9 protein-coding genes are annotated in these 12157 nt (G+C 43.4%); 6 read left to right on the top strand and 3 right to left on the bottom strand.

Going from position 1 to position 12157, the window contains the following annotated elements:
* Positions 1-283: 283 nt before the first annotated feature.
* Together F6K46_RS20200 and queA are read right to left on the bottom strand one after the other, a co-directional pair.
* Positions 284-1048 carry a Uma2 family endonuclease gene (locus tag F6K46_RS20200; RefSeq protein WP_293053678.1) on the bottom strand — a complete coding sequence of 255 codons (765 nt, stop codon included), beginning with the start codon at positions 1046-1048 and terminating at the stop codon, positions 284-286.
* A 270-nt stretch (positions 1049-1318) separates the two neighbouring features.
* Positions 1319-2515: a tRNA preQ1(34) S-adenosylmethionine ribosyltransferase-isomerase QueA gene (gene queA / locus F6K46_RS20205; protein WP_293053680.1), complete on the bottom strand. Its 1197-nt coding sequence runs from the start codon at positions 2513-2515 to the stop codon at positions 1319-1321.
* 139 nt (positions 2516-2654) lie between these two features.
* On the opposite strand from queA, the gene F6K46_RS20210 reads away from it, so the two are divergent.
* Positions 2655-3044: a hypothetical protein gene (locus tag F6K46_RS20210; RefSeq protein ID WP_008188520.1), complete on the top strand. Its 390-nt coding sequence runs from the start codon at positions 2655-2657 to the stop codon at positions 3042-3044.
* Between the two features lie 302 nt (positions 3045-3346).
* Positions 3347-4699 (top strand): 3-phosphoshikimate 1-carboxyvinyltransferase, encoded by a 1353-nt coding sequence (gene aroA / locus F6K46_RS20215; RefSeq protein ID WP_293053849.1) that lies wholly within the window; start codon positions 3347-3349, stop codon positions 4697-4699.
* A 136-nt stretch (positions 4700-4835) separates the two neighbouring features.
* Here the strand turns inward: aroA and F6K46_RS20220 are convergent, their stop codons facing one another.
* Entirely contained in the window at positions 4836-5987 is a 1152-nt protein-coding gene (locus F6K46_RS20220; RefSeq protein ID WP_293053683.1) for a DUF1972 domain-containing protein, read from the bottom strand.
* Between the two features lie 1647 nt (positions 5988-7634).
* Here F6K46_RS20220 and F6K46_RS20225 point away from each other — a divergent pair.
* The 4 genes from F6K46_RS20225 (at position 7635) to F6K46_RS20240 (ending at position 12151) form a co-directional block, all read left to right on the top strand.
* The gene (locus F6K46_RS20225; protein ID WP_293053689.1) at positions 7635-7775 is read left to right on the top strand and encodes a hypothetical protein; all 141 of its coding nucleotides are present in this window, start codon (positions 7635-7637) and stop codon (positions 7773-7775) included.
* A gap of 70 nt (positions 7776-7845) precedes the next feature.
* Positions 7846-8751, top strand: a complete 906-nt coding sequence (locus F6K46_RS20230; protein ID WP_293053691.1) for a hypothetical protein — start codon at positions 7846-7848, stop codon at positions 8749-8751.
* A 30-nt stretch (positions 8752-8781) separates the two neighbouring features.
* A complete protein-coding gene (locus F6K46_RS20235; RefSeq protein WP_293053693.1) occupies positions 8782-10239 on the top strand; it encodes a CHAT domain-containing protein in 1458 nt (485 codons plus the stop codon).
* Positions 10232-12151, top strand: a complete 1920-nt coding sequence (locus tag F6K46_RS20240; RefSeq protein ID WP_293053695.1) for a hypothetical protein — start codon at positions 10232-10234, stop codon at positions 12149-12151. Before F6K46_RS20235 ends, F6K46_RS20240 begins: the two co-directional genes overlap by 8 nt.
* The last annotated feature ends 6 nt before the right edge of the window (positions 12152-12157 follow it).

Here is a 12157-nt window from a genome sequence, read left to right on the forward strand (position 1 = left end):
GTGCTCTTCAAATCGCAAGAGGCAAGAGGAAAGAGGCAAGAGGCAAGAGGCAAGAGTCAAGAGGCAAGAGGCAAGAGGCAAGAGGCAAGAGGCAAGAGGCAAGAGGCAAGAGGCAAAAGTTGGTTTTAGTTATAGTTTTTTAGGTGTTGAAAATGTCACAGCTCAAAGACTTTAAAGATTTACTAATTTTGCCAAAATCGATGATCATAGTAATTGCTCATAACTACTATTATTAATCAACTCGACTAGGTGACGACTCTTGCCCTTTGCCTCTTGTGATTCTTCAAACTTGATCTGGATTCACTCCCATTGCTCGTAAGCGAGCAGCCAGTTTTTCAGCCCGTTCTTGAGCGATCGCCGCTTGTTCTTGAGCGATCGCTGCTTGTTCTTGAGCGATCGCTGCTTGTTCTTGAGCGATCGCTGCTTGTTCTTCAGGAGTAGGTAGCACAATTCCGTCCAAGGTAGCCCAACGCAGCCAAGTGGCCTCCACATCCTTGTAAAAGCCTGACCAACGCACTAAGGCTAACCCTAATATTTCGCTAACTAGTCGCTCCTGTTCATCTTCACTTAAAGGTTGATAGACTCCATTGTCTAAGCTAAATCCCGCCCAATCTTCTGGATTAAACGGGTCGTACCAAAAATATTCCGGTACTCTGACTTGGTCTTGATAAACTAGCTTTTTGGTAGTTTTATCGGTCTTGGCTGTACTCTCAGAAATTAGTTCAATGATCACATCAGGTGCTTTACCTTCTTCCCAAACTACCCAACTAAGTCGTTCGCCTTTGGGAACTCCAAGCACTACAAAGACATCTGGACCTCGAAAGTCTTGATTCTTAAGTTGTGCTTCACTGAAATGAAGAAACATATTACCGCCCACATAGCCATCCTCCCGCTCGGCCAACCAAGGCAATAAGGGATCGATCAGCATTTGCATCTGGAGTTTATGTCGTTCAGTTTCCATCGGAATACCGTCATCACAGGGAAGTTCATACTGAGTTGGCAGTAAAGGAGTATCAGGTACAACAGCAGAGGTCATGGTTTTAGACATAGTTCTCTTTGGTGGTATCACCTACTCAAATTTAACGGCCATAGCTACGGTATCGTTGAAACTCGGGAAAAAACCCAGCGCTTGGATCTATCTTTTTTGCTAAAAATCTGGTATATAAGTTCAAAATTGAATTATTGTTGATAGGGTTTCTGATAGTAACCAGGTACAAGGATTTTTTACCTCTTCCCAGGGAGTGCGCTTGACCCATTAAGAATTAAATTCGCCACGGGTCGCACCGCTCCCTACTCCCTACTCCCTACTCCCTATTCCCTACTCCCTACTCCCTATTCCCTGTTCCCTGGGGACATCTCTAGCTTCTGGCAAAATTAACATCGCATCACCAAAGGAATAAAAGCGATAACTAAGAGCGATCGCATCCTGGTACAAGGTCAGTAACCGCTCTCTGCCTACCATGGCGCTAACTAACATTAATAAACTCGACCGAGGTAAGTGGAAATTGGTAATCAATCCCTCCACTACCTGCCACTGATAGCCTGGGTAGATAAATAAGTTAGTCTTACCACAATAGGGTTGTAATTCCCCATCCACAACGGCTCCCTCTAAAGCACGGACTACCGTTGTGCCTACAGCAATCACTCGACCTCCGGTTGCTCTAGTTTCCTGAATTTGCTCCACAGTTGATTGGGGGACTTCTAGCCACTCTCCGTGCATGTCGTGCTCGGTAATATCCTCCACTTCTACAGGTCGAAATGTACCAACCCCCACGTGTAGGGTGATATACCCTAGCCGAATTCCCCGTTGGCGGCAGTTTTCCATCAGCTGATTGGTGAAATGGAGTCCAGCGGTGGGAGCAGCAACAGCACCATTCTTTTGAGCATAAATAGTCTGATACTGGTCTGGGGTAGCTTGAGAGTCTTGGATATAGGGGGGTAGAGGAACCTGGCCATACCACTCCAACAGGGTTTCCCAGGATACTCCCTCTGGGAAATCAAACTGCAATATCCGCCCACTGGTCGCTTCATCTGTTGCCAGAACAGTTGCTTTAAGAGGAGGTAGGGGGGTAGTTAGGTGTTTTGATACGGTACTATCGTTGAGCCCAAGGTCGGATGAGGGAGTAAACCAAATCTCTGCTCCTGGCTTAAGACGCCTACCTGGTTTGACTAAAGCTAGCCAACTCTGGTGTTGTCCCTCCTGTAGTTCTTGATGTGGTCGCTCTTCTAACAACAAAATCTCCACAGGCACACCAGTTGATTTACGCCCATAGAGTCGAGCGGGGATAACCCTGGTGTTATTGAGGATCAATAGGTCACCCGGTTGCAATAGCTCAGGTAATTCCCTAAAGATATGGTGGCTATGGTGAGTTGGTGAATCTACCACCAACAGTCGTGAACCATCCCTCTCGCTCAAGGGTGTTTGGGCAATTTGCTCTTCGGGTAGTTCATAGTCATAGCTCGAGACTAATTGGTCGATTTGGTGCTTGGATGTCTGTTTGTCAATCCCTGTCATGCTGTTATTCGTAAATTGGGGAATATCCCCTATCTAAGATCGGGGGAATATCCCCTGTCCGTGAGCAATCCTGGCTTGCGAAAATAAAGATATAGCATAGGATATCAAGCCTCAGTTGGTTACTAACTAACTCCTCTCTATGGATTACCTTTACTTTTTAGCTAATGCCAGTCTAACTCTGCGAGTCGTTGAGTATCTAAAAGACTCGCCCCAGCTACCTATCAAATTTGCCACGGTGATTCATCGGATTGATGGCTGGGTGGTTAAGGTTAAGATGGACACACCCTTAACCGCTCAACAACATGGAGACTTTCGGGCTTATATGAACGAGTTGGGGATTCCCTACAGCCCAGACATTCGTGTGCAAATGGCTCTGTGGAGTCTGGAAACCGGACAGTCACCGGTAGAGGTCATGCGTCGCTACCAAGTTGCTGTGGTTTCTCATGGTAGTCCAAACCAGAGCGACATAGAAGCTTTTTGCGAGCAATTTACCATGGGGTTGGGATATTGTCCAGAAACCTTGGCTTGAGCAACGGTGATTGCTTCTGGGCAGCAACTTCATGTAGGGTGGGCAGTGGATCAGACAGATTCACAAGCTGGGCTTTGCACGTTGCTAGGCACTGCCCACCGTAGGATTAACCACAACGGTGCCAGATCTCAGTTCATGTAGGGTGGGCAGTGGATCAGACAGATTCACAAGCTGGGCTTTGCACGTTGCTAGGCACTGCCCACCGTAGGATTAACCACAAGGGTGCCAGATCTCAGTAATACCTAGAATTTTGATAAAATCGGTTATGATTCAGCACGGTAATGTAACCGAAGTCTATGCCCTTGCCAGCAAATCTAGTCACCCTAACTACCACCGAAAATCAACAGACGTTAACCATAAATCCCCCAACATCTGGTCTATCTTTGCAGGGAGTTATAAGGATACCAGGGGATAAATCGATTTCCCATCGAGCCTTAATGTTGGGAGCGATCGCGTCAGGAAAAACTACCATTAAAGGGTTACTTTTGGGAGAAGACCCCCAAAGCACTGCTAGCTGCTTTCGTGCTTTGGGTGCAGATATCTCGGAACTTAATACTGAACAAGTGATTGTTAAGGGTATAGGACTAGGGAAACTGCAAGAACCGGTTGATGTCTTAAATGCAGGTAACTCGGGTACTACCCTACGTCTGATGCTGGGACTACTCGCTTCTGCTGCTGACCGATTTTTTACTGTAACCGGTGACAAGTCTTTGCGATCGCGTCCGATGTCCCGTGTGGTGAAACCCCTACAACAAATGGGAGCAAGCATCTGGGGGCGTGAAGGTGCAACGCTCGCTCCCCTGGCCATTAAAGGCTCGGTTCTTAAACCAATTCACTACCACTCTCCCATCGCCTCAGCTCAAGTAAAATCCTGTATTCTCCTCGCTGGTTTAATGACCGAAGGACAAACAACTGTCACTGAACCAGCCCTCTCCCGTGACCACAGCGAACGGATGCTCAAAGCCTTTGGCGCTCAAATTATTACTGACCCAAAAACCAATAGTGTTACCGTCACAGGACCGGCTCAGTTGCAAGGGCAAACCGTAATTGTTCCTGGTGATATTAGCTCAGCTGCCTTTTGGTTAGTAGCCGGAGCTATTGTACCGGGTTCAGAACTGATTGTGGAAAATGTCGGTGTCAACCCTACCCGTACAGGTATTTTAGAAGCCCTATCCATGATGGGGGCTGATATTGAGCGGTTAAATGAGCGAGTAGTGGCTGGGGAGCCGGTGGCAGATTTGCGGGTACGTCACAGTAACCTAAAAGGATGCACCATTGCGGGTGACTTGATTCCCCGCCTGATTGATGAAGTGCCGATTCTAGCAGTAGCAGCAGTCTTTGCCCAAGGAACTACTATCATTCGGGATGCAGCAGAACTGCGAGTTAAGGAAAGCGATCGCTTAGCCGTGATGGCATCCCAGTTGAACCAGATGGGAGCTCAGGTCACTGAATTGCCCGATGGTTTAGAAATTATCGGTGGTACTCCCTTAACCGGTACAGACGTGGATAGTCATACTGACCACCGCATTGCCATGAGTTTAGCGATCGCAGCCCTCAATTCCCAAGGTACAACTACCATTCACGGTGCTGAAGCGGCTGCCATCTCCTATCCAAACTTCACTACCACCTTGGAAGAGGTAATTAAGGCTTGTTGACCGCTGACCGCTCAAAATAAATAAAGTAATGGGTAAAGGTTTCTAAAATTACCCTTTACCCATTACTCGTTACCCTTTAACCCAAATTTTTCCCCGAGCAGCTAGCCCAACTAAGTAGCTCAACTTATGAAGGCTATCACTCTATTTCAGGGATTGGAGAAGTTAACAAAGCTAGTTTACGCAGCTGCTTAGCTTTGGATAAAAACAACCTTTCGTAGGCTTTAATATCCTTATCCTTAGCAAATTCCTCATCGTAGCGCTCTTTGCTCGCTAGTTTCATTTTTTGCAGTTCATCACCATCATTTAGCAGTATCTCCAGTTTCTTGTCCAATTCCGCTTCATTTTTGAAATAGTGAGCACCGGGTCCTGCAACCCAACGATTGAAGCGATTATTGTTTGCCAGAACCGGTTGACCAGCGCTGAGGGCTTCTACTAAAGAAGGATTAGTGCCACCAACTTGATGTCCATGAATATAGAGTCGTGCGTGGAATCTCAAGGCATTAACCACTGACTTATTATAGATAGCACCAGGAAATATCACCTCATCACTGGCTGCTTCTAAAACTTGTTTGTGATAGGGTACCTGATCAGGTAAATAGCGACCAAGCACCACCAATTTAAGACCCCGAGGTCGCCTGCAAAAGCCAGAAACAATCTCTAGAATCGAGTTTTCTGGTTCAGGTCTGGCAATTACCAAAGCATACTCCTTCGGAGCCAGATTATACGCGGTTAAAAGTTGTGAGTCGCCATCAACAACTTTCTCGGTTCCATAAGGGATAACCGTAATTTTATCAGAAGCTACTTTTCGGGTCAATAAATGACTCTTGATTGCTGGATGATCAGCAATTAAACTGTTAGCTAACCAACACCCAGCCCATTCATTGAGATATAACCAAATTTTTTCAGGAAGCCTCCATTTGCTGCGTTTCCATTCCAGACCATCCATATTCATAAAATTGGTAATTCCTTTGAGGCGATACCAAATACTGAAGATGGCTGTGTTATAGCCAAGGGTAAGCACGATACCCTTTTGCTTGAGCGCATGTAATGTAGATTTCCAATCAAAAATTATCGATCCCATTGCGTTACCATACGGGACCGGTATATGAACCAGACGAATACCATGCCAGTATTCTTCAAACATCTGATTTTTGTGCTCTTCCTGACAATAGACTGTGACTTCCCATCCCTGAGATACAAGATATTTTGACAGCCGTTCCGCGAAAGTTTCAAATCCACCATATTGGGCGGGAATGCCACGGATACCAAGAATTGATAGTTTCAACATTTTAGATGCCCCAGTCTAACAGTATACAACGGCAAACATTTGCCTTCCCAATTCACGAGTTACTTAGACTAACTGAGTTTAATCACGAAAACGCACCGAACAGCCGATAAAAAACGGCTATCAAAGCGATCCAGCGCGGTGTTGGGGAGGCAGTGCGGTCTTGGGGGTTCCCCCCATGAGCAACTGCCGTGGTTTCCCCCACTCGCGCTTTGCATCAAGAGAGGTAGATCAACCCGATAATTTTTTTTGCCTACCTTTTGCCTACCTTAAGCTGCTTTATCAATCAAGTAGATTTATAGGATAAGGCTAGGCCATGATTTGTCAAAACTCTGTTAGTTTGACGCAGTTTGACAATAGACTATCACCTGCCATCACTGAGATGGTATTTATCCACAAACCCTTAAAACCATTAAGTATAATACGTTCCAGCGCGGTTGTTAGCGATGCAGCGCGGTCTTGGGGAGGCAGTGCCTTCATGTGGGGGTTCCCCCCATGAGCAACTGCCGTGGTTTCCCCCACTCGCGCTTTGCATCAAGAAATGTCAGACTTGATTTGATGGTTTTTCTCTGGAACACACTACCACCAAGCAGAGGGGATGTGACACGCTTCACGCTGTGTCCCCTACACATTTAGGATTTGTGTGATAAATAGTCTCTGAACTTTAGGCGGTCGTTGAAGCGGTTGTGCCAACTTGTCAAAAGTGCCATAATCTGTTAGCATTTCAGGATTTTTGATGACGAATAACTTGACCATAGATGCAATAATCACCATTAGTTTTCCAAACGGTTTAACGATGGCTTTGCTATTTAATCAACCTTTCACACAATATATTAAAATCCCTGTCAAAATTCAAGATTTTAAAAAAAGTTAATGTTGTCAACAGCGGTCAATCAATTGTCAATCAACTGCTACATCTTGTAGTATATCCCATTCAATCAACTCAACGATGCTCGACGTGGAACTGAGCGAGTTCATTGACAAACCTCCAACAATTAAATTGAGCTGAAGCAACATCTGATTAGTGATCAGACTTTAGTAATCAGACTTGGCTAACAGGTTAATCATACTTTGTGAAAAAATTGTGAACTCATCTATCGAGTAGGGTAAACAATTAGCTATTTTAAATTAATAAACTATCTATAGACGTAGATTTGATGATTAAAGTTCCAGGATTTATAGAAGTTACGAAGTTTAGTTGGTTTTGGCCTGCTAACCCACCAAATATGGTGGGTAGTAATCAAAAAATATACTAAGTTTGGTGGAGCAACCGGGGCAATGGGTAAGTCCTAATTGATCAAAAAAATCTCAAAAAAAATCTCAAACAGCGCGCTGAGTTGGCTTACAGTAAATCGTTTTACCCTGTCTTGATGCAAAGCGCGAGTGGGGGAAACCCCCGCAGGTTGGGCTTTGGTGCGTTTTCCGTAGGCGAATTAAATTCGCCACGGGTCGCACCTCTGCATCGCTGTTTTCAGGGTAAGTATTGAATAAATCCCAAAAAAAAGCTATACTGTAGTACTTGAATAAGTAAGGTTTGCTATATTAGTTAACGTTTGCTGTTAGATCTGAGCAATCATAGCTCTCGCAAGTAATCCCTAAGCACGTAACGGCAAAGCAAGTAACCTAATCAGCAACCGGGAAATCAGGGATGTGTTAGAACCGAGTACTCGCCAACCCCAAAAACTACCGAAACAACTACCGAAACAATTATTGATAAACGGCCAACAGCCCAAGCTTCAGCCGGTGGCATTTATGTTTCCAGGACAGGGCGAAAATACTGTTGATCCTTAGTTACCAGTTGTATAAAATTTGCTAAAGTTAGGTTGAGAAAGGTTTTTCCCCCATGCGCAAAGTCAAGTAAATGTCCAAAAGAATTTCTCCACCTGATTTAGAAGCAGCCAATATTCTTCTGAGGGAACTATTTGAAGAGGTCAACAAGTGGGAAAGCCAGCTGGCTGGTGGTATCAAGCTACCTGTAGGTGCCACCGCAGTCCAGGGTCTGCGGCAAACCGAGATCAGCTTTGGCAACCCTAGGAATAAGTTGATATTCCTGACGGAAGAAGCCTTCAAAGAAGCTGGGGTTGAATTAACTCCGATTTTCCGGAAACAGATGCGTGGGGAATATGACTTTTACTCTATGAGCCTCACTGTAAATCTGCGTCCCCAACCTGGAGCACAATTTAGGTGGTTGTGCTGCGAGTTAGACTTTAGTCCTAAAGGAAAGAGCGAACCCATTGTCCAGACCATTTTCCCCCAAAGCGAATGGCGAACTGTGATGGAATGGGGCGTGGGAATGACCTTGGGTCTTAATGAAAACCTGAATTGGAGTGTCGGGGTTGATGGGACTCAAGAGACTGAACTTGCCAATCTTGCTGGACACTGGAAGGCAAATATTGCTAGTAAAAATAAGCTAAAGGGATTTGTTGTTGTACCAGAATTCACTTATGAGGCGGGTCGCTCGGAAATAACTGCTGTGGGTGAAGGGGGTTCTACCTGTTACTGGTACATCCAGGATGCAGAGATGCTAAAGAAGACAACCGTTGAATTTGCTACGGTGTTTAAGGTTCCTCAAGGAACAGACTCTATCAAGTTGCGGGGGATTGCTTGGGCAGAAGCGAATATGAACTGGTTGACTGCCAATCTGGGTGACGTGTTTCGCGAACTAGATGATCGCTTCAAAAATTTGTTACAACAGAAAGACAAAGCAGCCCGTCAGTTGGCTCGTGGGATATCTGAGGAATGGTCCTTAGATCTTCCCAAAACTTGACCGAAGAAAGTGCTTGCAAAGGAGTCAGCAATGACCTACCACACCTATCATATCCGTGTGGCGAATCGCGATCGCGTACAAGTTGAAAAGTGGGATGCTCAAAATCAATCTCTAGGTCGCCCTTCTGGAGCACTTCGCCGTTTAGATGAATTCCCTGAACAGGTCAAGGCATTACTGAAATCTGCCCAGAATGATGAGTTAAACGATTCCGGTAAGGTGAGAGTGCTGGGAGAAGCCTTGTTTGATGTCTTGTTTGATGATGTACTTCGTCAGGATTTTGTTGACTTTTACAATCGCGTTGTTCATCAGGACGATCGGCTGCTACGGGTCGAGCTGGAAATTGACGCACAAAGTCTGCCAGACATCGCAGCATTGCCTTGGGAATTTATATGTTTGCCCCAACGTGCGAATTCAGGAACGATTTGGTTGGCAACAGCACCTAATCTTATTTTTTATCGTCGTAGTTCTCAGTGGCAGCCTCCTCGGTCGATTCAGTTAGAAGAAAATGAAAAATTGCGGATTGCCTTGGTTGTATCTGCACCTCAAGATGGGTCGCCAGTTGTTTATGAAAAAGTACAAGTCGCTTTACAAAAATTAGCCCAAAAAGATAGAATTGAGCTATTACCCACTGTTAATCCAGCTAATCCTGAAGCTATTGATGCTATTTTGGCTAAAGAGCCGCATATTTTTCACTTTATCGGGCATGGTCGTTTTAAGAATGAAGAAAACCGGGAAGTTGGGCAACTTGCCCTTGTAGATGACTACGGCGAATCCATGTGGGTTGACGCAGATTACTTCAGCGAACTATTTAACCAACATCGACCTGGAATTGTTTTGTTACAAGCTTGCGAAGGGGGAATGCTTTCTGAATCACAGGCTTTCGTTGGTTTAGCTTCCATGGTGGTACAGCAAAATATTCCAGTGGTTTTGGCAATGCAGTACGCAGTCTCTAACATTACAGCCAGTCGTTTTGCCTGTCGATTTTATCAACAATTAGCACAAACCGATCCAGTGGATATAGCAGCACAGGTTGGTCGGCGCACGATTGCACTGAATTCAACGCAATATCGAAAGCGAGATTTTGCCACACCTGTAATCTTCATGGGCGTGCGAGATGGCTATTTGTTCCAGACTGTAGGTTCTGGCCAAAATTCAACCAGTGAGTCTCAGAGTCCGGTTTTAGTAGAAGGAATAAAAGAATTGAATCATTCCGATCTTGAAACGTTAGCAGATATTCTGAAAAGAAGTGGTAGAGTGAGTAAAGTAGATTCACGAAGAGCGTTATGTATATCGATACAACTCGATCCATCTGATATAGAGTTCATAGAAAATACTAGTCCTCGTGATTTTGCAATGCAATTAGTTTTTCAACTGCACAATACTCAAAACTTTGTGGTACTCTGTAAGCTTTGTCAGATAATTGCTCCTAACGTTCCTGGTTTTAAGTCTGAATTAAACTCCATCAAAGACAAGCTAAACTGTGATTGATATGGCAGAGTTACTGGATAGACAAGATCAAGAAAAATTGGTGGATTTGATTAAATCCTCTGGTTTGTGCAGCTCAAGCTCTAGTCGCAGAACATTTTTAATTCAAATCGAATTAAAACCCGAACACAATAATGTAGAGATAACAGAACATGATTTTATTGTTGATTTAATTTATAGATTAGTTCAAAGTAGAAATACAGAAATACTTTGGTCAATTCTAAAACTATTATCATCGTCACCGTGTAATCATCAAAAACTACGGTATTTAGAAGCTATATTAGGTTTAGGTAACTATACACCTTCTCAACCCAAAGCAAGACCAGCCTATTTTGTGGATAACCGAGTTTTCCGACTAATGCCTCTCGACATAGGGACAATTTGGGGGTTACAGCGTAGTAGCTTCATCGGTATTTTAGCTGGTTTTGAGCAAGATGAAATTTATGAAACTTTGCGAAATGTTGAATTGGTTTTATCTAAAGCAGTAAAAGCTAATGGCTTGACTACGGAACCGCCCACAAGAGAATGGATTCAACTTGATTTAAGTAAGTCCTATGGTATTCCCGATAAGAAGTCTAAACTTCTAGATGTAGCAGTCAATTTTAGTAGTGAAGCAGCTAATAGCTTAAAGGTAAATGACTTTCCTCCTTTAAGTATACCCGGTTTTTTATTCAAGATTAATTATCAAGAAATAAACAAGTATTTGCACAAAATTCAAGATTGGTGCGAAGCTCTGAACAGTCAGCTTTTTCCTAATGAATCAGTAGCAATTGTTATCGATATCACTTATTCCAGTGATGAAAATATCCCTCAGAGTGTTCAAGATATTACTCATAGTCTTCAAGATATTGAAAGTCAACTGAGAAAAGTTTGCGGACAAAAAATTCCTATCGAGTTAATGCATCTAGATTATCGGCGGTTTTTTGAACACAAAAATGAATCATATTTAGAACCTGAAAGCAATAATTTTTCAATTAGGGACTTAAAACCTGGATTTTTATTTTGTCGATGGATTGATCAAGAGCTAATTAAGTGTGGCTATTCACAAAAAGATTTAGATAAAGACATAATCCAATTATACGAACAATTAAAAAATCAGTACTCCGAAGAAGAATTGCAAGAATGCTGTGGAAGCATCACAGCGATAGATGTTGTTTTAGACATAAAGGCAATCACCTCCGAAGAGAAAGTAACAAAACTTTATGAAAAGTTGCTTCGCTTTATTTTAAAATATAAAAGTAAGTGTATTCATGAATGGGTTAGGGACTATGTTAAGAGCGAAGTCTTGGAAGCAGTTCGTGCAGCATTGGTTGTTATATCCGAAGCCGACTTACTCTCTGATACACTAATGTATGTTTGGGTTAATGCCATTGATTTTGATAAATTTGATTTCAACTTATTTTGTCAAGATGGCATACTCAATCCAGATTTTCACCAGACCAAAAATCTAAAATTAGAAAACTTGACTTTGGCGCTTTTCCGAAAATACAATGATCAACCTGATAGTAGTCTTAAAGCTCTTATTAATAAGCTAGTTGTGAGTTACCCCACTCTTCAAGACTTTAATAATTTTTGTCAAAACACAAAGGAACAGGAAGATTCATTTTTGTGTAAAAATGATGCTAAACAATTTGAATTTGCCCTTCGAGCAAATATCAAGCTCGAAAAAGCAATAGAAAAATTTAAAGCTGCTCCAGTTAGTTATGTCCCTACTGCCATTTGCTGGCTACTAGCAGCCAGTCCCCCTACTAAAAGTAGCATTTCTGAAATTTTGTTATTACACCCCAAAAAGCGTGCCATTTTTGGGTTATGTACACCCCAGGAGTGGCAAAAAATTAAAAAAAGGCAGGATAAAGAACGCCAAGTATTAGATTGTCGCCGTAAACGCCCTTTGATTTATTCTTACTCACTTTGAACGTTG

The organism is Moorena sp. SIO3E8 (assembly GCF_010692445.1).
In the GTDB taxonomy this organism is placed as follows: Bacteria; Cyanobacteriota; Cyanobacteriia; order Cyanobacteriales; family Coleofasciculaceae; genus Moorena; species Moorena bouillonii.

Excerpts from the sequence above, each read along its gene's own strand:
- F6K46_RS20200 (WP_293053678.1), bottom strand. The coding sequence starts at position 1,048 with ATGTCTAAAACCATGACCTCTGCTGTTGTACCTGATACTCCTTTACTG.
- queA (WP_293053680.1), bottom strand. The coding sequence starts at position 2,515 with ATGACAGGGATTGACAAACAGACATCCAAGCACCAAATCGACCAATTA.
- F6K46_RS20210 (WP_008188520.1), top strand. The coding sequence starts at position 2,655 with ATGGATTACCTTTACTTTTTAGCTAATGCCAGTCTAACTCTGCGAGTC.
- F6K46_RS20220 (WP_293053683.1), bottom strand. The coding sequence starts at position 5,987 with ATGTTGAAACTATCAATTCTTGGTATCCGTGGCATTCCCGCCCAATAT.
- F6K46_RS20230 (WP_293053691.1), top strand. The coding sequence starts at position 7,846 with ATGTCCAAAAGAATTTCTCCACCTGATTTAGAAGCAGCCAATATTCTT.
- F6K46_RS20235 (WP_293053693.1), top strand. The coding sequence starts at position 8,782 with ATGACCTACCACACCTATCATATCCGTGTGGCGAATCGCGATCGCGTA.